The following is a 24,172-nucleotide window of genomic DNA, read 5'->3' as shown; positions in this document are numbered from 1 at the left end:
GAGGAAGCGGACTCCGACCAAAGTTGTATACAGAAAAAACACCGAAGAGCAGGCCTCTTCGGTGAAATCGATTATGCAATTGGATAGTTTTGAACAAATGGATGAAGAACGATTTCGTCTATCATCATGTGCTTCGGCGCAGATGCCATGTAAACAACAGCATTGGCGATATCTTCAACCTTCAGCCAATCTCTTTTCTCTTCAAGCCCCTGCTTAGACTCTGCAAAAAACGTATCTACCATGCCGGGATTAATGGTTCCGACGCGGATGCCGTATTCTCTGACTTCCTGAGCTAAAGACCCTGAAAAGCCCTGCACTGCATATTTCGTAGCTGTATAAGCTGATCCATTGGGGATGGTGTATCTGGCTACGTCAGAAGAAATCGTAATGATTGTGCCGGATTTGCGCTCTTTCATGTGCGGCAGTACTGCCTTGCTTCCGAGGAAAACTCCCTGCACATTTACTTCAAAGACCTTTTTCCACTCGTCCAGTGTTGTTTCATCAACCTGCTTAAAAAATCCCACCCCTGCATTATTCACCAGAAGATCAAGCTGTTTGTACTTCTGAAGAGTTTTTTCAACCGCATCTTTTACTTCGGATTCATCCGAAATATCCGCCTGAATGGGCAGTACATCTGCAAATCCCATTTTTTTGAGATCTTCAGCAGATTGATGAATTTCCTCTGACCTTCCAATCAGGGTAAGCTTCATGCCCTGCTGGGCCAGTTTAACAGCAATTTCCTTGCCGATCCCTCTTGATGCACCTGTTACAATTGCCGCTTGTCCCTTTAACATCGAATCTTCCTTTCTGGCTAATCACCTTCTGGATGTTTAACGCTATTGTATTACCGAACTGCCCATTCTTTCTTCAACGATTTGCATAAATTCACTTTGGACAGATTCCAGTTTTTCCTTGCTGCTGGCCAATGTAGAGGCGCTGATTCCAAAATAGAATTTAATCTTCGGTTCTGTGCCTGATGGCCTTAGGCAGATCCAAGTCCCATCTTCGAAGAAATACTTAATAACATTGGACTTCGGCAGGTCGATTACTTTCTCCATTCCATCTGCTTCCGTTCTGATTCCTGTTAAGTAATCTTCAATAGCCTGGACCTTCATTCCTTTAAGGTCTTTTATCGGATTGGCACGGAAGGATGCCAGGGTCTGCTGGATTTTTTCTGCTCCTTCAATTCCTTTTAGAGTCATTGATTTTAACCCTTCAAGAAAATAGCCATATTCGTCAAATAAGCTAAGCAATGCATCATAAAGGGACATGTCCTTCTTTTTATAAAAAGCAGCCATTTCCGCAGCAAGCAAAGATGCCTGGATAGCATCTTTATCCCTTGCAAAGTCGCCGATAAGATAGCCATAGCTTTCCTCATACCCAAACAGGAAACTGTATTCACCCGTCTCCTCATATTCCTTGATTTTTTCTGCAATAAACTTAAATCCTGTCAAAACATCGATGGTTTCTACACCAAATGATGAGGCAACCCTGCGTCCAAATTCAGATGTCACGATCGTTTTTAGCATAATGCCATTGTCAGGCAGTGTATTCTTCTCTTTCTTCTGAGAAAGTATGTAGTGAAGCAGCAGCGCACCTGTCTGATTTCCTGTCAAAAGGACATACTCGCCATCTTTGTTCTTTGCAGCAATGCCAAGTCGATCGGCATCTGGGTCTGTGGCAATTAGTATATCTGCATTAGTTTCTCTTCCATCTCTCATGGCCAGCTCAAATGCAATCTTTTCTTCTGGATTAGGACTCTTTACTGTTGAAAACTCTGGATCCGGCAGCTCCTGTTCCTTTACTACATGCACATGTTCATAGCCCAAAGCAGCCAAAGCCTCTCTAACCGGCTTATTCGCTGTACCGTGCAGAGGTGTAAAAACTACATGAACATCCGTTTCATTTGCGGCATCAGGGTTTTCGGAAATGGTAAGGAGCTGCTTCTGATAGGCCTGATCAACTGTAGCCCCAATCATTGTGATAAGGCCTTTCTCCTTTAAACTATCCTCGTCCATCACTTCAATAAGCAGTTCGTTTTCTATTTCATTTACTTTGCCGATTACAATGTCAGCTTCAGCAGGAGTCAGCTGGGCACCGTCCGATCCATACACTTTATAGCCATTGTATTCCGGAGGATTATGGCTCGCCGTCACGACTATTCCTGCATAAGCATGCAGGTATCGGACTGCGAATGAAAGTTCAGGTGTTGGGCGCAGTTCGTCAAATACATAAGTCTGAATGCCTCTGCTTGCAAGGGTTTTAGCTGCTTCCATTGCAAATTCCGGGGACATGTGGCGTGAATCATATGCTATTGCCACCCCTCTGTTCTTTGCTTCCAATCCTTTTTCTTCTATGTATGCGGCAAGTCCCGCAGATGCCTTGCGGACTGTATATATATTCATGCGGTTTGTTCCCGGTCCTATTTCCCCGCGCATGCCGCCCGTTCCAAATTCCAGTCCCTTATAAAACGCTTCTTCAAGGAGCTTTTCATTTCCCTGCAGACGTTTCAGCTGTTCAAGTAATTCACTGTCCAAATTCTCATGGTTTATCCATCGTTCTGCCGCTGTCTTCCATTCCATTGTATGACCTCCTAAAAAAAGCTTCACCATATCTTTTTCGAGTTCCAGACGGATATTCCTCTTTAAAACATCCGAGTTATTTTGACAAAATCCACCCTAAGATCAGGTATAAAAAGCATTGAGCGCCAGGTGAAAGGCGCTCAATCTGCAACTATATATTACTTCTTATATTTAATGCTGTAAATATCATGCCTGCGGTCTTTTAGCTGGCGCACCGTGCCATCCTGTCTTTGACGGCGGAGAATTTCCAGATCAACATCACCAATCAGGACCATTTCAATATTTGGATTGGTCTCTCCCACAATGCCATCCCTTGCAAACTCAAAATCAGATGGTGCAAATATGGCAGACTGTGCATACTGAATATCCATATTCTCTGTTTGCGGAAGATTGCCGACCGTCCCTGAAATAACCGTGTATATCTGATTTTCAACAGCGCGTGCCTGAGCACAATAGCGCACTCGCAAATATCCTTGGCGATCCTCAGTACAGAAGGGTGTAAATATAATTTTTGCACCTTTATCAGTCGCAATTCTCGCCAGCTCAGGAAATTCGATGTCATAGCAAATTTGGATGGCTATTTTTCCGCAATCCGTATCAAATACTTTAACTTCATCTCCGCGGCTGATCCCCCACCATTTGCGCTCATTTGGCGTAATGTGGAGCTTATACTGCTTTTCAATCGTCCCATCGCGGCGGAAAAGATAAGCGATATTATAAATCTCATCATCATCTTCTTTAACAAAATGAGAGCCGCCAATTATATTAATATTATATCTGACTGCCAAATCCGTGAATAACTCGATATATTGCTCAGTGTATTCCGTAAGCTTTCTGACCGCCAGGCTTGGTGACCTTTCGTCCAGAAAGGACATTAGCTGAGTGGTAAATAACTCGGGAAATACCGCAAAGTCAGAACCGGAATCAGAAGCAACATCTGTAAAATATTCCACCTGATGGGCAAATTCATCGAAGGATTTAATCTGCCGCATTAAATATTGCACCACGCATATACGGACCGGATAACTTGTTTTGTAAAAGCGCTTAGTCATTGGTCTGTAATCAACATTATTCCATTCCATCAGCGTTGCATATTTATTTGACTGCACATCATCCGGCAAATAGTTCGGGTTAATCCTCATCAGGGTAAAGCCATTCAGTAGCTGAAAGGATAAAACCGGGTCATAGATTTTATGAAGTGAGACCTCATTTACATACTCACGGGGGTTCATTTCTTTCGCGTATTTATGATAATTCGGAATACGCCCCCCTATGATGATACTTTTTAAATTTAAAGATCTGACAAGCTCTTTTCTCTCCTCATACAGGCGGTGGCCAATTTTCATTCTGCGGTAATCCGGATGAACCATTACTTCTATTCCATAAAGGTTATAGCCTTCCGGATTATGGTTTGTTATGTATCCTTTGTCTGTTACATCATCCCAGGAATGACGGTCATCATACTCATCAAAATTGATAATAAGGCTTGAGCACGAACCAATGATTTCCCCATCATATTCTGCAACAAACTGGCCTTCAGGGAAAATATCCAGATGGCTTTCAAGCTGATCCTTCTTCCAGGGTATCATGCCTGGGAAACAGAGCTCCTGCAGGGCAATGATATGATCTATATCTGAATGCCGTGTATTTCTGATAATCATTTTTTTCTCAAACTTCTTTAAATCAAGCTTTGTCAATGGTGGTGCACTCCTTTTGGAAATAATAATTATCATGGGAGCTGATAAGAAAGTTCAGCCTCTCCAGTGACATACGACTCTTTTCCCTTTTTTACTGCATTCATAACACCCTATGAGTTTTCTTAGCCAATTTCCCTCTTATTCTTATCTTGCGTCTTTTCCTTTATATATATTTCTATAAATGTGTTGTATATCTTTTATTAATTTCCGTAATTCCCCCTATTCCTTTCTAATATCAATTAATATTACAAATGCCCTATTTCTGATGGTCCTTTGAACATGTTAATTTACAAGGGATGTCCAATAGCTTTATAATTTTAGAGTACATATTAATAAGGAGATTATTATGGAGAAAACACAAACAGACCGGCGGGAGAATTTGCTGTTTATTGCCTGGGCAGCATCGATTCTGGCCATGTTCGGCAGCCTTTATTTTTCGGAAATCAGGCAATACGAACCTTGCGAGCTTTGCTGGTATCAAAGGATTGTCATGTACCCATTTGCTGTCATATTAGGCTTGGCTGTTATTAAGAAAGATTATCGCATCAGCCTTTATACAATGGTGTTATCTGCAGTTGGAGCAGGGATTTCCATATACCACTATTCCATTCAGAAAATTTCATTTATGGCAGACCATGCAGCAGCATGCGGGAGAGTTCCCTGTACAGGGCAATATATTAATTGGCTTGGATTCATTACGATTCCGTTTTTAGCATTGACAGCTTTTATAATTATTTTTATTTGCAGTTATCTTGTCTGGAAGAAAACCAAGGAGGTAGCAGAATAATGAAAAAGGTCATTGTTTTTCTTGCCATTATCATTGCGTTATTCGCAGCTGTTGGAATCTTAACTAAGATGCAAAATGAAGAAAAAGTTTCTGGGAATAATCCATATGAAAAGGATTCACTTCATCCTGAAACAGTCAAACAGCTTGAAGACCCAAATTATCAAAATCTGATTCTTCCTGAAGAATTGGACAAAAAGTTAAATGAAAATGAAGATGTAACTGTGTATTTTTATAGCCCGACATGCCCTCATTGCCAGAGGACAACTCCTATTGTGTCTCCGCTTACAGAAGATATGGGCATTGACCTGGTTCAATTCAACCTGCTTGAATTTGAAGACGGCTGGGACAATTACGGAATTAAGGAGACTCCAACAATTGTTCAATTCAAAGACGGCAAAGAGGTTAACAGAATTACTGGCTACCAGGAAAAAGAAGTCTTTGAACAATGGTTTAATGAGAATTCGAAATAACCAAAAACGCCTGCGGCTGCAGGCGTTTTTCTATACGAGCATTTCATTTGCGGCTTTGGCGTAGACACTGAACAAATTATTCCGCGGCATCCTTTCTCCGCAAAAATGACTGTAGGCAAATGGAAATGACAAACCGAATTCTTGAAGTATTTGAACATTTTTGGCGAAAATCATCTCATATTTGTCATTCATCTGACGGGATTCCAGAATAGCCATTAGCGTCTGCAGTCCTGCTATAACCTGATAAGCCTCCTTTAATGTTCCGAAGTATTCAAAGTGCCGTGTAGAAGTATGTAAAATCTTCTGCTGTTCAAATTCTCTAATGTCATCATCTGTGAAATAAAGAGGAAACACATTTGAATAGAATTTTCTAATTAACTCTTGAATTTTTTGTTCCTGATCAGGAGTTGATGCAAATACAACTTTCACTGATAACCCACCTTTGTAATCCTTGTAATCAGTTCGTAATATATACATAAGAATATCATATTCTGAAAGCCCTTTAGGGTGGTAATTATACCCATGGAGAAGGGATTTGTTGACATTTATTCCTCCTGCGGAAATAGATGGCACAGTCGTAATGCTTTATAATTAGTTCTAAAGTTCTATATTAACTCCATTTTAAGTAAAATAAAAGGTGGTTTTAAATATTACAATAATAATCTGTGGACACCTATTCCTTTTATCCGCTGATTATAAAGGCTAATATAGTTATTGTAATTAATTTATATGTAGAAAAGTCACGATTATTCAACCAGGATAAGGAGCAATTTATGGTAAAAATACAAAGGTTTGGCGAATGGTGTGAAATAGAGGTGCCTGTTCACTGGGAAGGATATACCGTCGAATACATAGTCCGGACATTATGGGGAGCACCCAAAAAACAGACACACAATATGAGGATGAACAAGCAGGTTGTAACCAATGATGCCCCAGCCAATTGGACAAACCCGCTGCAGGCAGGGGATAAATTAAAATTCCATTTCTTCAGGGAGGAAGATTTGGGACTTATACCCTCTTATTATGACATCGAAGTACTCTTTGAAGATGATCATTTACTTGTTTTGAATAAGCCTGCAGGCATGGACACACATCCTAATTCTCCAGAACAAAATAATACCTTAGCAAACGCTGCAGCCTTTCATATGCAGATGCAGGGCGAATACAGAAGCATAAAACATATACATCGCCTGGACCGAGATACGACCGGTGCCATTTTGTTTGCGAAGCACGCATTGGCAGGAGCAATCCTGGATAAAAAACTGGAAGAAAGAACAATTAAACGTACATATTTAGCATTAGTTCATGGAAGGATTTCTAAGATCAAAGGAACCATCAGCGAGCCAATTGGGCGGGACAGACATCATCCAGCCAGAAGAAGAGTATCTCCCGGCGGCCAGCCTGCTGTCACGAACTATGAACTAATTGAATACTTTCCTAATCTGAAGCTTTCACTTATTAAATGCCGTCTGGATACTGGCAGAACACATCAGATCCGTGTTCACCTCAGCCATATCGGACATCCGCTTGCAGGGGATATTTTATATGGCGGAAAACCTGCTTTTCCACGTCAGGCACTGCACGCCGTAAAACTTGAGATTCCACACCCGTTCTTAGAAGAAACCATAGTCTGTCATGCGCCTTTCTTAGATAATCCTGAGATATTTAAGGGAATTGATCCGTATTGCTTTTAAGAACGATTCATAGCTGCCCTCTAGAGAGGCAGCTTTTTATGTCGCTATAATAAAGAGCAGAGGCTTTCAGCGCAAAAAAAGAAGCCCCATATGGGACTTCTTTCAAATGATTCTATTAGTCATGAGATTTACGCATAGCCTTCATGATGAAGCCTACGATGAATACAAGCACGATAGCACCAATTAAAGCAGGAATAATAGCAAAGTCAGCTACTACAGGACCCCAATCACCAAGAATCAATGAACCTAACCATGCACCAACGAAACCAGCAATGATGTTACCAATAATTCCTCCTGGAATATCTCTTCCCAAAATCATACCTGCTAACCAACCAATGATACCACCTATAATTAATGCCCATAAAAAGCTTAACATTGAAAATCACTCCTCTTTTTGATTTGAATTAGTTTCTGTTCAGATTAAGAATTTCATTCAGCAGCTGCGCAGCTTTTGGTGATCTTATGTGCTTGTATAATTAAATTACCCAGGATTCTCTATCTAAAACCAAAAATTAAAAAACTATTCTTCTGGAAAAATTTTATAATTACCAAAAAAATAAAAAAACATCCCTAAGGATGCTTTTTGAATAGCTTAATTAAAAATCAAAATTGTCCGGGTCAGCCCCAAATCGCTGATCTTTATTTAATGTATTCATTTGTCTCATTTCTTCTTGAGTTAATTCAAAATCAAAAATATTTGCATTTTCCCTTAATCTTTCTTCTTTAACTGACTTGGGGATTACAATAATACTGTTTTGGAAATGCCATCTTAATATAACTTGGGCTGATGATTTGCCGTGACCCGCGGCAATTTCTTTTATGGCAGGGTCCTCCAGCACTCTGCCCCTTGCAATTGGAGACCAGGCTTCCACTTTTATATTGTGCTCATCACAAAATGCCCTCAATTCTTCCTGGGATAGAAGAGGGTGAAGCTCAACCTGATCAGGCTTTTCAGCTGAGTTTTCCATTATGTCCTTTATATGATGAATTTGAAAATTGCTCACGCCGATGGCCCTTACCTTTCCATCCCTATACAGCTTTTCAAGCGCTCGCCAGGTTTCCAGGTATTTCTCCTTAACTGGCCAATGGATTAGATATAAATCGATATACTCTAAACCCAGCTTCTTTAAACTTTTATCAAAGGCATCTAATGTTTGCTCATATCCCTGGTCCGTATTCCACACCTTTGTCGTTATGAAAAGCTCTTCCCTGGGAACACCGCTTTCTTTTATTGCCCTTCCAACACCCTCTTCATTTTCATAAAAGGCAGCAGTATCAATTAGCCTGTAGCCTATGTTGATTGCATTTTTCACTGTGTCTTCAACCTGCTGGCCCTCTTCTACTTTATATACTCCCAGCCCGAATTGGGGCATTTCAACTCCATTATGTAAGGTTAAAGTGCTGCTGATATCCTTCATATAATGAAATCATCTCCTTCATGTTTTTTACTTCATTTTATCATTTGCATGAAAAGGAGACCTACTATTTACACTTCCAAAACAAAAGCGATTGCCCTAGGGAGGCAATCGCCCATCTATATAAACGGCATATGCCGGGATTGTGATATCGCTATTTTTCGTCACCCCTTCTTATGTAAGATTGATTTTCCCGGTGAAAAAATGTCCTAAACAATGGACAAAAAATACTTTTTGAAGCTCTCCGAAACAATTGAATTTAGGCCAAAAAAAAGCAGCCCGAAAAATCAGCTGCTAAAAGTTTTAACCAATAATAAAATTGTTTCTTTCCATTCCATAGAAATATAACCGGTGCAGAGGCCTTGTCATAGCGACATAAAGAAGCTTAATATCCAATTCAGACTTTATAGAAAATTCTTCCTCAAGCGACAGAATTATGACCCCGTCAAATTCCAGACCCTTTGCCAAATAGGAGGGGACGATGACGATTTCATCCTTTGGTATGCTTTCCTGCTCCTGCAGCAGTTTAAAAGGGAGCTTGGCATGCTTTTTAAAAAGGCCATGAATGAGCAGACAGTCTTTCATCGTTTTCCCGATCACCGCAAATGTTTTATAATCTTCTTTTTTCAATGAAATTACCTGTTCCTCAAGCTGCTGTACAAGCCTGTGGCCATTCTCTCTCTTGATAAATTCAGGACTTTTCCCATGGCGGACAACCGGCTCGACTTCAGGGAATGAATAGGGGAGAAGCTTGAGCAATTCATTCGCCTTTTCCATGATTTCCACGGTGGTACGATAGCTTTTCTGAAGCTCTGTATATGTTGCACGAGGAAAAATAAAGTCAAGAACCTCCTGCCAGCTTGTTAGTCCCCTGTAGGAATGAATTCCTTGTGCAAGATCCCCCACTAATGTGAACATATCCGTATCAAGTGACTTTTTTAAAGAGAGGAGCTCCATGAAACTGTAATCCTGTGCTTCATCAATGACGATATTTTTTGCCTTCAGCTCTTTAGGGATGCCAAAAAGGCTTTCCTGCAAGTAAAGCATTAAAGCTAAGTCTTCTCTCTCATAAACCTTTTTCCTGAACAATTTCCTGCAGTACTCACATAGCAGATCTGCATCTTTTAGAGGCAATTTCCCGCCTGACAATCTTGAAAGACGGTTGGAGTCTTCAAACAGGTCTTTATAATAACGGATAAGGCTTTTTTTCGGAAATTGCTTCATGTATTTTGGCACAGCAGTTCTGAAGCTTTTCTTTAATTCTTCCAGCCTGGCAGCTTTTTTATCAAGCGCATCTGAAACATACTGTCTTCTTTTTTCCGGGTCTTTCCCTCTGTTAAGGGCCCTTTCAATTCTCTCGTCATAATACGTTTCAATTTTCTTTATGATATTTTTCTTTTTCTTAGCAAGATCGTTTTGAAGCACAGCCTTTAATTTTTCGAGCCTTCGATAAAGAGGCAGATAATTGTAATCCTCCAAAAAAAGCTGGAAGAATTTCTTATGGCTGAACAGCCTGAATTTATCTACCATAAAATCATCACTGGGGCAGAAGCTATTATAAATTTCTTTTAGGTAATTGGTGAGGATTGTCTGAAAAACGGGCGATCCTTTAATGGATGATGCCCAGGCTGCAAGGTTTACTTCTTCACTGCCATGGTCTTCAAGCAAGTTCACCAATTTACTGTCATCAGCCATTTTAAGATCCTCACCAAGACATGCCAGCACATATTCCTGGAAGGTAGTCTGGCGGACTCTTTCTACCCCAAGCTCAGGAAGAGCTTCTGAAATATAATCAATGAATAGCCTGCTTGGTGCCAGAATCATAAGCTGTTCAGGTGCAAAATTTTCTTTGTACTGATAAATGAAATAACTAATCCTGTGCAGGGCAATTGTTGTTTTTCCGCTTCCTGCTGCCCCCTGAACAATGATGGGCTTATTCAAATCAGCACGTATTATTTTATTCTGTTCTTCCTGTATGGTTGAAATAATTTCTGTGAGGCGGTTGCTTGAGCTTTTAGACAGTGATTCCTGAAGCAATTCATCTGTAGTCGTGAGGTCTATATCCCGGATCTCATCCAGAATCCCATCTTCAATCATATATTGCCGTTTCAATGACAGATGGCCCGTAAAGCTTTCTTCATAGGAATGATATTGAACCTCTCCCAGCCTGCCTTCATAGTATAAATTGGCTATCGGAGAACGCCAGTCAACGATAATCTGCTCCTGATTCTCCCTTGAATACAATGAAGTTTTGCCTATGTATAAGATCTCTTTTTCATTTAAATCTTCTCTTAAGAAATCAATTCTGGCGAAATATGGCTTTTTTCGGGCTTTTTTCAATTGTTTTAATTCATCTTTGGACATTTCAAAGAAACGGGCATTTGTCAATAAAGAAGAGTAACTTAAACTGGATTCAAGCCAATCAACGTCTTCGAAAGCTTCTTTCATATTTTCCTGGAACTTATCTTTGCTGGATTCTGACGTTTTAATTACGACATCAATATAACGTTTCGTAAATTCCAGCCGCTGAGTCTCCTGCTGAAAATCGGGGTGTTCAAATTCAGATGGCATATGTTTCTCCTTTCAATTGTTTTTCAGCCGCAATGGAGAAATACATATGAGCATACGCGTGGGCAGAAAAATATATTATCAGAAAAATCTGCAAGAATCAAGGGATGATAAAGACAAATTTGTTTTTGTCGAATTAGGGTGTTAAATGCATTGGCAATCATGTTAATTTATAATATAGAAAAACACTCTTTAGGAGGTGATGAAAGTGGCCATTGCAGTTGCAATGCCTGATAATGCAGCGTCTCATGCAAAGCCTGATATTGGTGGCGATACTTTGCATGAGGCGGTAATAGACTAATTTATTATCGCCCATTCAGCTAAAACCATTTCTGATATCGGCTTTGCACCTTATTCATTTTTTATTAACAAAAATCAATAAGGAGCTGGCAGAAATGAGTTATGTAAAAGCAAATGCCGTTTTACCGGAGACTTTGATAGCAGAAATTCAAAAATACGTTCAGGGTGAGGCAATTTATATCCCCAAGCCTGAAAAGGACTACCAAAAATGGGGCTCACGCTCTGGAGCGAGAAAAGCCCTGGATGAAAGGAACCAATCTATTAAAGGCGCCTTCCAAAACGGCAAAACAATCTCTCAATTGGCGGAAGAATATTTTCTTTCAGTTGAAACAATCAAAAAAATAGTTTATAAAAAGTAAATATTCGCACTGAACCTTGTTCAGTGCTTTTCATATGCCAAGTTCATTTCCTAATCGTTTTATACATTTACATTTTTATGTAATTCTTTTAAAGTGAAGGTGATATATAAAGGTGCTGTAGGTATAGGAGTGTGTATAATGGAACCTTTCATCAGGAATGATCAATATAATTTTATTAAATATCAGACGCAGGTGCTTATTAATGGCCATGCATCTGTCAATGATACAGGAGTGCTGAATGCACTGAAATCTCTTTCTGCTGAGAAGGTATTGGGCCTTTTTGAAGAACTTAGCGAGGAACAAAGACAGCTTCTTTTACCGGTCAGTGATATAAAAGAAAGAGATCAGGCTGATGCCTTTTTGGCACAAATAAAGGAATATGTAATACCGTTTGCATCATTGACGGAACAATCCATCAAAAAGCTGTTCCCTAAAGCAAAAAAATTAAAGATACCAGCACTTGAAGATATCGATTTCAGGGAAATAAGCTACTTAGGATGGGACGACAAAGGCACAAACAGGAAGTATATAATCAGCCTCATGGATGGCAAACTGACTGGCATATATGGAACATTTAAACCGCTGGGCAAAAAAGGGATCTGTGCCATCTGCAACAAATTCGAAGAAACAGGCATGTTCTTAACTGAAACCAAGGGTACTCAGCTGGGTACCTATACAAAAAAAGGGAATTACATTTGCCAGGACAGCCAGAAATGCAATGAGAATTTAAATTCACTGGAAAAGCTTCATGATTTTATCGGAAGGCTTAAAGGATAGATGAATATCTCCATAATTAAGACACCGCCTTATTTGGCGGTGTCTTCTTTCATCTCTTCGTTTATTCTCATTAAACTGGGGAATATTACTGTAATAAAAAAAACTATCATATTTTGTCGATTTCGTATAAAATAATTACGTTTGATTGAATTTTTCCTAAAATAATTGGGGGTAAAAAAATGGTTTTTAAGAAGAAGGACAAGTTTAACACATTGTTAAGCAATATTTCAGTGAATTTAAAAGATAGTGCAATTTACTTTGCCGACTATAAAATTAACAATGTCAGTGATTTAAAAACCTTTTCAAAAACAATGAAGGATTATGAAACAAAAGGCGATTCCTATGTGCATGAAGTCATTAAGGAATTAAATAACGCTTTTATTACACCGATTGAAAGAGAAGATATCCTCCACCTCGCTATGAGCATGGATGATGTGCTCGATGGTTTTGAAGAATGTGCTGATTTATTTGAAATGTATTCCATGACACAAGCTGATGAGTTTATGCTGAAGTTTGTGGATGCAATTAAGAATTGTGCAATTGAAATTGAAAAATGCGTGGAACTTCTTTCAACTAAGAAATTACTGCAGATCAGGGAGCATGCAATCAAAATTAAAGATTACGAATCCAAATGTGATGGAGTCCGCCGTCAATCAATCAAGCATCTTTTTGCTACTGAAAAAGATCCTATCCGGATTATTCAGTATAAAGAAATTTATGAAACTCTGGAAGATATTGCTGACAGCTGCCAGAATGTCGCCAATACGCTTGAAACCATCATCATGAAAAATGCTTAAGGGGCGATTACAATGGATGCAGTATTTATTATTACAATCTTAATTGTCATTGGAGCTCTGGCATTTGATTTTATCAATGGATTTCATGATACGGCAAACGCAATAGCTACCTCTGTCTCCACTAAGGCTCTTAAACCAAGGCATGCCATCCTATTGGCTGCCGTCATGAACTTTGTTGGTGCCATGACATTTACTGGGGTGGCCAAAACCATAACAAAGGATATAGTGGACCCATTTACTTTGCAGAATGGTTCACTTGTCATTCTGGCCGCTTTAGTTGCTGCGATATTCTGGAACCTGCTGACTTGGTATTATGGCATCCCTAGCAGCTCTTCCCATGCGATCATAGGGTCGATTGCCGGTGCTGCGATTGCGGCAGCTGGATTTTCAGCTTTAAATTATCAGGGATTTTTAAAAATCCTTCAAGCACTTATCTTTTCGCCGTTAATTGCCTTTGCAGTCGGTTTTATCGTTTACAGCATATTCAAGATTGTCTTTAAACACAACAACCTTACAAAAACAAACCGGAACTTCAGGCTGTTTCAAATTTTCACAGCCGCTCTGCAATCATATACACATGGAACAAATGACGCGCAAAAAGCTATGGGTATTATTACAATGGCGCTTATCGCAAACAACTATGTCACTTCAACTGATATTCCATTTTGGGTACAGTTTTCCTGTGCATTAGCTATGGGTCTTGGGACTTCCATCGGAGGCTGGAAAATTATCAAAACGGTCGGTGGAAAAATCATGAAAATCCGGCCGATAAATGGAGTGGCAGCAGATTTAACAGGTGCAATGATCATTTTTGGCGCAACATTTATCCACTTGCCAGTCAGTACTACTCATGTTATCTCCTCTTCCATCCTGGGTGTAGGTTCTGCCCACAGGCTTAAAGGAGTAAAATGGGGAACAGCCCAGAGAATGCTTATTACATGGGTAATCACCTTGCCGATATCGGCAACTTTAGCTGGCCTTGTTTATTTAATTTTGAATGCCATTTTCTAATATAAATAAAAGGAGCTGGCTTAGCCCGCTCCTTTTATTAACTCTCGCCTTGCCCCATTATCAGTTCATCAATAGGTATCTCAGAAAAAGCCTTATACCTCATAACCTTTTCATGGAAGGAAAGAAAGTGCGTAACATCATTTGGAACAGCCGCACAGTGCATTCCTGCCTGAACAGCTGCGATTGATCCATTTACGGAATCTTCAATGGCCAGACTTTCTTCAGGCTCGACGCCCATTTCTTCAAGTGCTTTTATGTAAAGAGCCGGGTCAGGCTTTACTTTTTCAACATCTTCTTTTGTTTTGATAGTTTGAAAATGACCCTCAATTCCAAAATGGTCTAAATAATGCTTAACCCATTCCCTGCCAGAGCTGGATGCGACTCCAAGCTTAAGGCCTTTTTCAATGCACTTTTCTATTAGGTCCTGAATCCCTTCCCTCAGAATTAAAATATCCCTCTGACTCTGGAATGCTTTTTCTGTTTTCTCCTGAACAGATTCACGATTAATTTGAATACCTAATTTACTGTCAATATAATTAAATAGAATATCATCTGTAGTGCCAATCCCCTTCGCAAAATCCTCCAGCCCAAGCTCAAATCCATAATCTTCTGACAGGATTTGTTTAAAAACCTCATACCATAAAGATTCTGTGTCTACAATGGTTCCATCAAAATCAAAAATTACAGCCTTTATCATTCTGCCACCGCCTCCTGAATTCTTTCCCCTTACATTAGACGTTACTGCTATATTAAAGTTACTATTTTTGAAGCAAGCCGGGAACTAGCTTCCCGGCTTTTGAAGTATTCTTCTTGTAACCTTTCGGATAATCTCAGGCAAAACTTCAAAAGTATATGGTTTATAGACCCGTTCAGTCCACTTATGGCCAGCCTTCCCATAAACTCCAAGGTTAATGACAGGAATATTTAAATCCCTCATTGCCTTTAATGGAATTGGAAAAAGGTTTTTTATGGCAGGAAAGTTCTTTTTAAGAGATTGTATATCTTCATCCGAGCCGTCAAAAGACAGGAAGCTTCCATCAGATAAGTAGGGAAAATATTTGCGGACCTTGAATGCCTCACCTGTTTTCTTAGCCTCTTCAGCAAGCACTTCCTCCAGGCAATCTTTCAAAAAGACCCCTCTTTCTGTATTCACATCAACTGTGTTGGCAGGAAGAAAAGGTGTTCCATAAAATAAAACCACTCTAGGTTTCTTTTCAGGGTCTGATTGGTGCAAAGCTTCTACAATATCAAAGGCAATCATTCTGGCATCGGTTTCTTTAAGAGAACTTTGCTTCCTCGCTTCTTCCATAACACTCACTGTATCTATGCCCTTCTGTTCAAGATATACAAGAAAATCATCTAGAGCCGTGACTTCTGTTCCCCAGTCCAGCTGTCTTTCCGGCAGCTTATTTACAGTCCGAAAATCTTTATAGGCACCTTTCAGCCGGTGCTCTACTGCGATGGCTGCATCTTCGGCAATCATCCCAAGTTCTTTCGAAAGCTGCTTCAGCGGTTTTTCATAGAAAAAGTAATTGAAGTAAACTCGGCAGCCGACAGCCGTCTGAACGTCATAGCGTTTTTTATCATCTCTCATATATAAACAGCTTGGAGGAAGCACCAGCTCTCCTTCAAGCTTCTCAGTCAGCTGAAAATTCTGGCTTATACGGGTAGTCAGCTCTGCAGCAATTAATGTTGGATCAATCCCTGCCAGACTTTCGCCTGCATGGGTCTCCCTTCCGAAAATGGAGAAACACGGCAAGATTTTTCCTGCTGTACCGGTGTATATATACTTTGTCGTGTCCCCATCATACAATGGCGAGATAAAATCATTATTAATTGCAGCCAAGTATTCCAGGCCCATTTTTTCTTTCAGCCTTAGCAATTCGGCTAGGGCGGCTCTGCTTCCTTTATGCTCGCCCTCTTCATCAGCATTGAACATGACGAGCAAATTGCCGTTCAATTCGTCGGGATTTTCCGAGAAAAACAGAAGATTGGCCAGATGGACAGCAACTCCGCTCTGCATATCCAATGCCCCTCTGCCAAAAAGCCACTCCTCAGACAGGGCATCTTCCTGCACTTCCGGATCAGAGCCATATTGTACAAAGAACTCCTGGAGCTTATCCGGATCATGGGCCATGCCCTGAATCGGGCCAAAATCCTCCGTGCCGACCGTGTCTAAATGCGCCAGATATAGAATAGTCCTTTTGCCTCCGGAACGCCCCTTGAGGAAAGCAAACACATTCTTGCGGCCCAATTCATCACCAGGTATTTCCTGAGTCCATACTAAATTATCATTATCATTAAAAGATGGATACGAATGTATTATTTCTTTTAGAAAGTCAGCTTTATGCCTTTCTCCATCTGAATGGTTGTAGCTCTTCATCTTCACAAGGGCCTTTGTTAAATATTCGGCCTGCTGACTCAAGTTCATTGATTTAAGATTTGCAAACATAGGCCAACCCCATTTCGTCATCGTTTGACACTAGTGTATAAGCATAATCCATTAATAATCAACCATTTGTATATAATGGCTGTTTCACGGAAAGCAAGTTTCCGTATCGAAGCTTTTTTCTTTATATAAGGATGAAACCGCCAATATATAGAATAATAAAATTAAGGTCTTGAAATCTAAACCAAAAACGAATATTATATTATTTGTGCTTTCTAAACGTTCGTATTTATTGATAACACATACAACCTGAAAGAAGTTTTAGTTTATGGGGGACTTTATATGTTCAAACTGAAAGAAAATCAAACAAACGTAAAGACCGAAATTCTGGCAGGCATCACCACTTTCCTGACTATGGTGTATATTGTGGTCGTTAATCCTGTCATATTATCTGATGCAGGTGTACCTTTTGAGCAAGTCTTTTCTGCAACCATTATCGCAACCGTTGCAGGTACTCTTTGGATGGCACTGTTCGCCAATTATCCGATTGCCATCGCACCTGGAATGGGCCTGAACGCCTATTTTGCCTACTCCGTAGTCGGCACACATGGAAATATTGATTACATGACAGCATTCTCAGCAGTATTTATTGCAGGGATTATTTTCATTATATTGTCGCTTACCCCTTTCCGGGAAAAACTGATCATTGCGATACCAGATAATTTAAAGCACGGAATTACTGCCGGAATCGGCTTATTTATTGCATTTATCGGCTTGCGGCTAACAGGGCTGATTACAAGCCACCCAACAAATCTTGTTGCACTAGGGGATTTGCATTCTCCCCAATCCATTCTTGCTCTGGTCGGCCTTGCTGTGACTTTAATCCTCATGACTCTCGGGATTAATGGGGCTTTATTTTTCGGAATGATTCTCACAGCTCTGATAGCCTTCTTTACCGGCCAGCTCTCTTTTGACCAAGGATTTGTTTCACTGCCTTCGCTTCCGGATGGAATCATCATTTTAAATCCATTCGAAGCAATTGGAGATATTATCCAGCATAGTTTATACGCAGTAGTTTTCTCCTTTCTGCTTGTAACGATTTTTGATACGACTGGAACGATGATCGGCGTTGCCCAGCAGGCGGGATTAATGAAAGGCAAAACGATGCCTAGAGCTCGTGAGGCGCTTTTGTCAGATTCCATTGCTACTTCAATCGGCGCCATGTTTGGTACAAGCCCGACTTCAGCTTATATTGAATCTTCCACAGGTGTGTCAGCCGGCGGAAGAACAGGATTAACAACCTTGACTGTTGCAGGTTTGTTCCTGCTATCAGCTTTCTTCGGACCGCTTGTCAGTGCGGTGTCAGGTCTTGCCGCTATTACTGCACCAGCCCTGATTATCGTTGGAAGCCTGATGATGGGCAGCATTTCACATATTAAGTGGAATGAACTTGATGAAGCATTCCCTGCATTCCTGATCATCTTAAGCATGCCGCTGACATCCAGCATTGCAACAGGAATTGCGCTTGGATTCATCGCTTATCCGCTTATGAAAGTGGTAAAAGGCAAATGGAGAGAAGTTCATCCGCTGGTTTATTTATTTGCAGTGCTATTCTTTTATCAGCTTGCTTTCCTGCCGCACTAAAAAGAAAAGCGGAAGCGCCTTATAACAAAAGCTTGTCCAAATCGGACAAGCTTTTTTGTTTTTTACCGCTTCTATTTAATACCTGACCATTCATATTCTATAAGTATACAATTGGACAAGTTAGGGTGATAGCTTATGTATGAAAAGCTGTTTGCAACTTTAATGGGAAGTTTATTATTAGGCATAGGCATTAACGGCTTCCTTGTCCCCCACCATTTGCTTGATGGGGGCATTATTGGCATAGGGCTGATCCTCCATTATTATTACGAGCTTCCCACTGGATTAAGTATGATTGTCTTAAGCATTCCATTATATGTACTTGCCTGGTTTTATGAGAAGAAATATTTTTTCTATAGTCTGCACGGCCTCCTGATTTCATCCTTCATTATTGATTTGCTTTCTGCTATGCGAGGACATTTTAATCTTTCCATATTGCCCAGCTCGATTTTAGGCGGCTGCCTGGTTGGTTTTGGGATAGGCCTTATGCTCCGCTATGAAACCAGCACAGGGGGAACAGACCTGCTGGCACAGCTGATGACAAAGCTCCTCCCTATTAATATCGGCGCTTTGATATTTGCAATTGATGGATTGGTCATTTTAAGCGGTTTAAAAATTGTCGGTATTGAAAAATTCCTGTACTCGTTTTTAACCATCATATTTGTAGGCGCCATGACATCGTTAACAGTTATAAGAAAAGAGCAGAATATCGTTAAATGAAAAAAGCGACAGGTGCCCGGCACCTGTCGCTTTTCTTATGCTTATGCTTCTGCTTCTATTTTTTCATTCATGTCGCTATAAAGATTTCCATCAATTTCACCGGTGATACGGCTCGTTAAGATGCCGGAGGTCATGGATCCGCTGACGTTAACAGCTGTGCGTCCCATGTCTATCAGCGGTTCAATTGAGATCAGCAAGCCGGCCAGTGCAACTGGCAGGTCAAGGGCAGATAATACCAGGATCGCTGCGAACGTCGCACCGCCGCCGACCCCTGCCACACCAAAGGAGCTGATCGCTACAATGAGAATGACGGTAAAAATAAATCCTGGTGACAGCGGGTTAATGCCCACAGTTGGAGCAATCATTACCGCCAGCATTGCCGGATAGATTCCAGCACATCCATTTTGGCCGATGGAAAGACCAAATGACCCTGCAAAGTTGGCAATTCCTTCAGGAACACCCAGTGACTTTTGTGTTTTAATGTTCAATGGCAATGCACCGGCACTTGTTCTAGATGTAAAGGCAAATGTTAATACAGGAAATGCTTTTTTCATATAGGTAATTGGATTTAAACCGCTCAATGTTAAAAGCAGCAGGTGAATCAGGAACATAATGGCAAGTGCCACATAAGAAGCTATAACAAATTTCCCTAAGTTTAAAATGGAGTCGAAATCACTCATGGCCACTGTTTTCGTCATGATGGCCAACACTCCGTACGGAGTCAAGCGCAGAATTAATGTTACAACACGCATAATAATTGCATAGAACGCATCCACAATTTTTGCGAAAAGCTCAGCCTGCTCGGGTGATTTCCGTCTGACACCCAGGTATGCAATTCCTAAAAAGGCTGCAAATATTACAACTGAAATGGTGGATGTAGGTCTTGCTCCTGTAAAATCAAGAAATGGGTTTGCCGGAAGAAGATCAAGCATCTGCTGTGGGAATGTTCTTCCTTCAATACCCTGATAGGTTTCTTCCAGCTGTTCGCCGCGGGCTGTCTCTGCATCGCCTCCGCTGATTTGGACTGCCTCCAAGTCGAAACCGACAGCTGTTGCAATCCCTATAGCGGCAGCAACTGCAGTTGTACCTACAAGCAGACCAAGGATAAGCACACTGATTTTCCCTATATTATTTGTTAATTTAAGCTTAGTAAAAGCTCCTAAAATGGAAATGAAGACTAATGGCATTACGATCATTTGCAGGAATTTGACATAACCCCCGCCTATTAAATTGAACCAGTCTGCAGATTTGGCAATGATCTCAGCACCCGGTCCGTAAATCAGCTGAAGGGCGAAACCAAACAAAATCCCTAATCCAAGCGCTGTAAACACACGCTTTGAGAATGAAATATGCTTTTTTTGCATAAAGAATAATACGCCTACAAGCAGAAGCATAATGGCAATATTTAAAACTAATAGTCCTGTACTCATCGGACTGAATCCTCCCCAAAAGATGTTCTCATAATGACTTACTATAATACATGTATTCCTATGAGTCAAGTCGGAATTAAAATTTAAATTTTCTTATTATATATTCCATTCTGCCATGAAATGTTCAGTATTTTTCCTTTTGATTTGCGCCTAAATTTCACGAACCATTAGATAACCCGGCAGTTGTATAACTGCCGGGTTTAGGTTAATAAATCTTGTTTAATTGTTTTTCCCTGAAAGAGCCTTTGTTTTTTCAAAACATTGATCCATTGCACTCATTACCGCTGCACGGAACCCTTTTCTCTCCAGCTCGGCAACTGCTTCAATCGTTGCCCCACCTGGAGTACAGACCTCATCCTTTAATTCCGCTGGATGCAGACCTGTTTCCAGCACCATCTTGGCAGCCCCCAAAACAGCCTGTGCTGCGAGCTGATAAGACTGTTCACGGGGCAATCCTGCTTTTACACCGCCATCTGCCAATGCTTCAATGAACATATAGACGTAAGCTGGAGAAGAACCGCTTATAGCAGGAATCGCATCCATCATCTTTTCTTCCATAAAAGCTGCTCTTCCAATGCATGAAAATATTTTTTCCACTTCCTCCATATCATCTGGAGATACTGATTCATTAGCTGAAAGGACGCTCATTCCTTCTCCTACTAATGATGGCGTATTAGGCATGATTCGAATTGCTCTAACTTTCCGGCCAAATGACTGTTCCAGAAAGGTTAGACTAATGCCGGCCGCAATGGTTATAATGATGGCATCGGAACGGACGCTATCTTTAATCTCATCAATAACTTCCCCATGTGCATCAGGCTCAATAGCCAAAAACACTATATCCGCTTCTTCCGCTGCTCCAATATTGGAAAGGCGTGTTTGTATATTCCACCTGCTTTTTACATCGTCAAGCGTCTTCTCCGTTCTTGCTGAAGCAATAATCTGGCTTGGATTTACCAGATTGGATTTGAGTATTCCTCCAATTATGGCCTGAGCCATTTTTCCACATCCGATAAAACCGATATTTTTATTCATCAATGCCCACATCCTGTATAGTATTTCCCTTTGCTATTATACTGCAGGTATGGTTATGAAAAAATAGCAGAGGGTAAAAACATAAGACACGATGCTGCAACACTAATAACATACTGTTTGGAGAGATTGATCTTGAAAGATATAAAACCATATGCCCCACTGCCAGAAGACTTCTTTCAGCAGCCGACACTACTATTGGCGGAAGCACTGCTGGGCTGCTTATTGATCAAAGAAACGGAAGAGGGCATCGCCTCAGGCTATATCGTTGAGACAGAAGCATATATGGGCCCGGAAGACAGGGCAGCTCACAGCTTTGGGAACAGGAGAACAAAGCGGACCGAAATCATGTTCAATGAACCCGGATTTGTCTACACGTATGTGATTCATACCCATTGTTTGGTTAATGTTGTGAGCGGCCCAAAGGAAAAGCCTGAAGCTGTATTGATCAGGGGAATTGAACCTGTAGACGGCCTTGATTTAATGAAGAAAAGACGAAAAATGGATGATCTTAAGAACCTAACTAATGGACCTGGTAAATTAACCAAAGCTCTCAATATTACAATAGATGATTATGGGCGGCGTTTTACAAGCCCTCCTCTTATGATTGCTAAAGGAATTCCTCCCGGGAAAGTCACACGCGGAAAACGAATCGGAATTGATAATTCCGGTGATGCGCGGAATTATCCCTGGAGATTTTGGATTGCTGAAAATCCTTATGTTTCACGGAACAGGAAGTAAGAGGAAGGAAGAAATTAATAAACAGCAAACCGGAAAAACTCTTCAAAAGAAGAGATTTTCCGGAAATTTTTATGCTATTAACCGGAATTCTTCTGCACCCGTGAATGGATCCAGGATGATAACTGAAACAGCAACATGCCGACCAAAGCTGCAATCAGGATATAAGCCCCTGCAAATACTTTAAGGCCTCCTGTGGCCAATCCGGCAATAATTACAGAGAATTCTCCCCTTGATGATAATGATAATCCCGCCTTTAGAGCTTCCTGTTTCGATAGGCCATACCATTGCCCTCCAAAATATCCTGCAGCAAGCTTGTGAATGATGGACCAGGTAACAATAATAACCAGAAGACCCAGAGAAGGAATTTCTTCATTAAACTCAAGCGAAAGCCCGAAATTCAAGAAGAAAAATGGGAGAAACAGATTCCTGACGGGAAGTACAACTTCCTCTGTTTTTTCTTTCACCTCCGTTCCGGCAAGTATGATGCCGGCAAGAAATGCGCCAATAACCTCTGATAGCCCCAGAAATACTGCAAATCCTCCATAGGTAATCGCAACTCCAAGAACAAGAATCAAAAAGGAATCTTCATGAGCAACTTTCTTCATCCAATGCTGGGCTTTATGAAGAACTATTCTGCTCATCCAAACTGCAGCGCCAGCAAGGAGAGATACCTTCAGAAAAATAAACAGAAAGTCTGCAGCGGAGAAACTATTTCCACCGCTCAGCCCAATCAGAACGGTCACAAGAATCGGGGCAGCGAGGTCTTCAAAAATCAGAAGAGATAGAATATATTCAGAGTCTTTATCTTCAAGGCGATTCTTTGATTCCAGCAGCTTAACAGTAATTGAAGAACTGGTTGCATATACGATTCCGCCTATCAATAAAGAGACAAACATATTTTGACCTGCTGCATAGGCAATTCCCGCAGTCACTCCCACTCCCAAAAAAACATCCAATAGCCCGGATTTCCAGACCTTCCTTCCGTTATTCCTTAATTCTCGCACAGAGAATTTTGTGCCAAGCAGAAAGAATAGCAGAATTAAGCCAATTTCACCTGCAGCTTCAATTACTTTCGCCTCTTTGTAAAATCCAAAAATACCGATGCCTGCTCCTAAAATAATATAAATAACGATATCGGGAATTCTTAAGATTTTAATCCCGATTATTGCAGTTATATAAAGGGCAATAAAAATGAGCCCAATTGCAAGAGGCATATTCATATTCCGTTATTCATCCTTTTCTGAAACTGTATTTTTACGGACTATTAATACCCTCTTTGTCTGAATTTCACTCCTGTCAGTTAGATCCAAAATCGGATAGCACAAATTGTTTTATTCCCTCCATGGATTGTTTTTTAGGCTGTATTTAATTTCGGAAATGAATACTTAATTATTTATATAAAGAAAATTCGACAGGTACCTGGCACCAATAAAATTTGTCGATAAAAAAACGAGCTATATTACTGGACTTTTTTTATTAAAGCGTTTATTTTACTATAAAAAGGCAATATTCTATGTATAAGTTCAATAAAACCGAATGGGATGGTGTTACGATGGCAGATAAGAAAAATGTTAAAACTCCCAACAAAGATCTAAATATTGGTGCAAATGTTTCACTAAACGGCCTGGTAACAGCTGTTTTTGATAATATGGTCCATGTCCAGATTGGCGCTAAGATTGTAACGGTCCATGTAAAAGACCTTTATTCTGGATTAAATAATCCTTTGTTAAAAAACCAGCAGGCATAAAGTGAAACTTCAATC

At 40.5% G+C, this 24,172-nt stretch carries 23 protein-coding genes; 11 read left to right on the top strand and 12 right to left on the bottom strand.

Annotated features, from left to right (window positions below; genetic code table 11):
* Positions 1–71: 71 nt before the first annotated feature.
* The 3 genes from A361_RS06545 to A361_RS06535 all read right to left on the bottom strand — a co-directional run bounded on the left by A361_RS06545 (position 72) and on the right by A361_RS06535 (position 4,243).
* A complete protein-coding gene (locus tag A361_RS06545) occupies positions 72–794 on the bottom strand; it encodes an SDR family oxidoreductase (protein ID WP_009331511.1) in 723 nt (240 codons plus the stop codon).
* A gap of 42 nt (positions 795–836) precedes the next feature.
* On the bottom strand, positions 837–2,582 hold the full coding sequence (locus A361_RS06540) for a phospho-sugar mutase (protein ID WP_019381382.1): 1,746 nt from the start codon (positions 2,580–2,582) through the stop codon (positions 837–839).
* A gap of 158 nt (positions 2,583–2,740) precedes the next feature.
* On the bottom strand, positions 2,741–4,243 hold the full coding sequence (locus A361_RS06535) for a bifunctional GNAT family N-acetyltransferase/carbon-nitrogen hydrolase family protein (RefSeq protein WP_009331513.1): 1,503 nt from the start codon (positions 4,241–4,243) through the stop codon (positions 2,741–2,743).
* 382 nt (positions 4,244–4,625) lie between these two features.
* On the opposite strand from A361_RS06535, the gene A361_RS06530 reads away from it, so the two are divergent.
* Both A361_RS06530 and A361_RS06525 read left to right on the top strand, forming a co-directional pair.
* The gene (locus A361_RS06530; protein ID WP_009331514.1) at positions 4,626–5,066 is read left to right on the top strand and encodes a disulfide oxidoreductase; all 441 of its coding nucleotides are present in this window, start codon (positions 4,626–4,628) and stop codon (positions 5,064–5,066) included.
* Positions 5,066–5,536: a thioredoxin family protein gene (locus A361_RS06525; RefSeq protein WP_019381380.1), complete on the top strand. Its 471-nt coding sequence runs from the start codon at positions 5,066–5,068 to the stop codon at positions 5,534–5,536. Before A361_RS06530 ends, A361_RS06525 begins: the two co-directional genes overlap by 1 nt.
* Before the next feature lie 30 nt (positions 5,537–5,566).
* Here the strand turns inward: A361_RS06525 and A361_RS06520 are convergent, their stop codons facing one another.
* Positions 5,567–5,965 carry a YhcU family protein gene (locus A361_RS06520; RefSeq protein ID WP_009331516.1) on the bottom strand — a complete coding sequence of 133 codons (399 nt, stop codon included), beginning with the start codon at positions 5,963–5,965 and terminating at the stop codon, positions 5,567–5,569.
* A 344-nt stretch (positions 5,966–6,309) separates the two neighbouring features.
* Between A361_RS06520 and A361_RS06515 the strand changes: the two genes are divergently transcribed.
* Positions 6,310–7,230 carry an RluA family pseudouridine synthase gene (locus A361_RS06515; protein ID WP_033196558.1) on the top strand — a complete coding sequence of 307 codons (921 nt, stop codon included), beginning with the start codon at positions 6,310–6,312 and terminating at the stop codon, positions 7,228–7,230.
* A gap of 115 nt (positions 7,231–7,345) precedes the next feature.
* Here the strand turns inward: A361_RS06515 and A361_RS06510 are convergent, their stop codons facing one another.
* The 3 genes from A361_RS06510 to helD form a co-directional block, all read right to left on the bottom strand.
* Positions 7,346–7,606 (bottom strand): GlsB/YeaQ/YmgE family stress response membrane protein, encoded by a 261-nt coding sequence (locus tag A361_RS06510; protein ID WP_009331519.1) that lies wholly within the window; start codon positions 7,604–7,606, stop codon positions 7,346–7,348.
* Between the two features lie 220 nt (positions 7,607–7,826).
* Positions 7,827–8,648, bottom strand: coding sequence for an aldo/keto reductase (locus A361_RS06505; RefSeq protein ID WP_019381377.1), 822 nt, complete (start codon positions 8,646–8,648; stop codon positions 7,827–7,829).
* A gap of 300 nt (positions 8,649–8,948) precedes the next feature.
* Positions 8,949–11,216 (bottom strand): RNA polymerase recycling motor HelD, encoded by a 2,268-nt coding sequence (helD, locus tag A361_RS06500; RefSeq protein ID WP_009331523.1) that lies wholly within the window; start codon positions 11,214–11,216, stop codon positions 8,949–8,951.
* 392 nt (positions 11,217–11,608) lie between these two features.
* Here helD and A361_RS06495 point away from each other — a divergent pair, with 392 nt between their 5' ends.
* From A361_RS06495 to A361_RS06480, 4 genes are all read left to right on the top strand, one after another.
* Positions 11,609–11,872 (top strand): CD3324 family protein, encoded by a 264-nt coding sequence (locus A361_RS06495; RefSeq protein ID WP_019381374.1) that lies wholly within the window; start codon positions 11,609–11,611, stop codon positions 11,870–11,872.
* A gap of 138 nt (positions 11,873–12,010) precedes the next feature.
* Positions 12,011–12,649, top strand: a complete 639-nt coding sequence (locus tag A361_RS06490; protein ID WP_019381373.1) for a FusB/FusC family EF-G-binding protein — start codon at positions 12,011–12,013, stop codon at positions 12,647–12,649.
* Between the two features lie 179 nt (positions 12,650–12,828).
* Complete coding sequence (locus A361_RS06485) at positions 12,829–13,446, top strand: DUF47 domain-containing protein (RefSeq protein ID WP_009331529.1); 618 nt, start codon at positions 12,829–12,831, stop codon at positions 13,444–13,446.
* Positions 13,447–13,458: 12 nt separating this feature from the next.
* Positions 13,459–14,457 (top strand): inorganic phosphate transporter, encoded by a 999-nt coding sequence (locus A361_RS06480; protein ID WP_009331531.1) that lies wholly within the window; start codon positions 13,459–13,461, stop codon positions 14,455–14,457.
* Between the two features lie 37 nt (positions 14,458–14,494).
* Here the strand turns inward: A361_RS06480 and A361_RS06475 are convergent, their stop codons facing one another.
* Entirely contained in the window at positions 14,495–15,154 is a 660-nt protein-coding gene (locus A361_RS06475) for an HAD family hydrolase (protein WP_009331533.1), read from the bottom strand.
* An 84-nt stretch (positions 15,155–15,238) separates the two neighbouring features.
* Positions 15,239–16,909 (bottom strand): M20 family metallopeptidase, encoded by a 1,671-nt coding sequence (locus A361_RS06470; protein ID WP_019381372.1) that lies wholly within the window; start codon positions 16,907–16,909, stop codon positions 15,239–15,241.
* Between the two features lie 279 nt (positions 16,910–17,188).
* Between A361_RS06470 and A361_RS06465 the strand changes: the two genes are divergently transcribed.
* Positions 17,189–18,490, top strand: a complete 1,302-nt coding sequence (locus tag A361_RS06465) for an NCS2 family permease (protein ID WP_009331536.1) — start codon at positions 17,189–17,191, stop codon at positions 18,488–18,490.
* A 135-nt stretch (positions 18,491–18,625) separates the two neighbouring features.
* On the top strand, positions 18,626–19,207 hold the full coding sequence (locus tag A361_RS06460; protein ID WP_009331538.1) for a YitT family protein: 582 nt from the start codon (positions 18,626–18,628) through the stop codon (positions 19,205–19,207).
* 41 nt (positions 19,208–19,248) lie between these two features.
* Here the strand turns inward: A361_RS06460 and A361_RS06455 are convergent, their stop codons facing one another.
* A complete protein-coding gene (locus tag A361_RS06455; protein WP_009331540.1) occupies positions 19,249–20,637 on the bottom strand; it encodes an L-cystine transporter in 1,389 nt (462 codons plus the stop codon).
* Positions 20,638–20,856: 219 nt separating this feature from the next.
* Positions 20,857–21,672 carry a pyrroline-5-carboxylate reductase gene (gene proC / locus A361_RS06450; RefSeq protein ID WP_009331542.1) on the bottom strand — a complete coding sequence of 272 codons (816 nt, stop codon included), beginning with the start codon at positions 21,670–21,672 and terminating at the stop codon, positions 20,857–20,859.
* Positions 21,673–21,804: 132 nt separating this feature from the next.
* Between proC and A361_RS06445 the strand changes: the two genes are divergently transcribed.
* Positions 21,805–22,410: a DNA-3-methyladenine glycosylase gene (locus A361_RS06445; RefSeq protein WP_019381371.1), complete on the top strand. Its 606-nt coding sequence runs from the start codon at positions 21,805–21,807 to the stop codon at positions 22,408–22,410.
* A gap of 77 nt (positions 22,411–22,487) precedes the next feature.
* On the opposite strand, the gene A361_RS06440 is transcribed toward A361_RS06445, so the two are convergent.
* Positions 22,488–23,630, bottom strand: coding sequence for a cation:proton antiporter (locus A361_RS06440; RefSeq protein ID WP_019381370.1), 1,143 nt, complete (start codon positions 23,628–23,630; stop codon positions 22,488–22,490).
* A 293-nt stretch (positions 23,631–23,923) separates the two neighbouring features.
* Between A361_RS06440 and A361_RS06435 the strand changes: the two genes are divergently transcribed.
* Positions 23,924–24,157 (top strand): hypothetical protein, encoded by a 234-nt coding sequence (locus A361_RS06435; RefSeq protein WP_019381369.1) that lies wholly within the window; start codon positions 23,924–23,926, stop codon positions 24,155–24,157.
* The last annotated feature ends 15 nt before the right edge of the window (positions 24,158–24,172 follow it).

The organism is Cytobacillus oceanisediminis 2691 (genome assembly GCF_000294775.2).
Taxonomy (GTDB): Bacteria; Bacillota; Bacilli; order Bacillales; family Cytobacillaceae; genus Cytobacillus; species Cytobacillus pseudoceanisediminis.
The sequence above is the reverse complement of the archived record's forward strand: the minus strand, read 5'-3'. Positions and strand labels throughout refer to the sequence as shown.

Excerpts from the sequence above, each read along its gene's own strand:
- A361_RS06545 (WP_009331511.1), bottom strand. The coding sequence starts at position 794 with ATGTTAAAGGGACAAGCGGCAATTGTAACAGGTGCATCAAGAGGGATC.
- A361_RS06540 (WP_019381382.1), bottom strand. The coding sequence starts at position 2,582 with ATGGAATGGAAGACAGCGGCAGAACGATGGATAAACCATGAGAATTTG.
- A361_RS06535 (WP_009331513.1), bottom strand. The coding sequence starts at position 4,243 with ATGATTATCAGAAATACACGGCATTCAGATATAGATCATATCATTGCC.
- A361_RS06530 (WP_009331514.1), top strand. The coding sequence starts at position 4,626 with ATGGAGAAAACACAAACAGACCGGCGGGAGAATTTGCTGTTTATTGCC.
- A361_RS06525 (WP_019381380.1), top strand. The coding sequence starts at position 5,066 with ATGAAAAAGGTCATTGTTTTTCTTGCCATTATCATTGCGTTATTCGCA.
- A361_RS06515 (WP_033196558.1), top strand. The coding sequence starts at position 6,310 with ATGGTAAAAATACAAAGGTTTGGCGAATGGTGTGAAATAGAGGTGCCT.
- A361_RS06510 (WP_009331519.1), bottom strand. The coding sequence starts at position 7,606 with ATGTTAAGCTTTTTATGGGCATTAATTATAGGTGGTATCATTGGTTGG.
- A361_RS06505 (WP_019381377.1), bottom strand. The coding sequence starts at position 8,648 with ATGAAGGATATCAGCAGCACTTTAACCTTACATAATGGAGTTGAAATG.
- helD (WP_009331523.1), bottom strand. The coding sequence starts at position 11,216 with ATGCCATCTGAATTTGAACACCCCGATTTTCAGCAGGAGACTCAGCGG.
- A361_RS06495 (WP_019381374.1), top strand. The coding sequence starts at position 11,609 with ATGAGTTATGTAAAAGCAAATGCCGTTTTACCGGAGACTTTGATAGCA.
- A361_RS06490 (WP_019381373.1), top strand. The coding sequence starts at position 12,011 with ATGGAACCTTTCATCAGGAATGATCAATATAATTTTATTAAATATCAG.
- A361_RS06485 (WP_009331529.1), top strand. The coding sequence starts at position 12,829 with ATGGTTTTTAAGAAGAAGGACAAGTTTAACACATTGTTAAGCAATATT.
- A361_RS06480 (WP_009331531.1), top strand. The coding sequence starts at position 13,459 with ATGGATGCAGTATTTATTATTACAATCTTAATTGTCATTGGAGCTCTG.
- A361_RS06475 (WP_009331533.1), bottom strand. The coding sequence starts at position 15,154 with ATGATAAAGGCTGTAATTTTTGATTTTGATGGAACCATTGTAGACACA.
- A361_RS06470 (WP_019381372.1), bottom strand. The coding sequence starts at position 16,909 with ATGTTTGCAAATCTTAAATCAATGAACTTGAGTCAGCAGGCCGAATAT.
- A361_RS06465 (WP_009331536.1), top strand. The coding sequence starts at position 17,189 with ATGTTCAAACTGAAAGAAAATCAAACAAACGTAAAGACCGAAATTCTG.
- A361_RS06460 (WP_009331538.1), top strand. The coding sequence starts at position 18,626 with ATGTATGAAAAGCTGTTTGCAACTTTAATGGGAAGTTTATTATTAGGC.
- A361_RS06455 (WP_009331540.1), bottom strand. The coding sequence starts at position 20,637 with ATGAGTACAGGACTATTAGTTTTAAATATTGCCATTATGCTTCTGCTT.
- proC (WP_009331542.1), bottom strand. The coding sequence starts at position 21,672 with ATGAATAAAAATATCGGTTTTATCGGATGTGGAAAAATGGCTCAGGCC.
- A361_RS06440 (WP_019381370.1), bottom strand. The coding sequence starts at position 23,630 with ATGAATATGCCTCTTGCAATTGGGCTCATTTTTATTGCCCTTTATATA.
- A361_RS06435 (WP_019381369.1), top strand. The coding sequence starts at position 23,924 with ATGTATAAGTTCAATAAAACCGAATGGGATGGTGTTACGATGGCAGAT.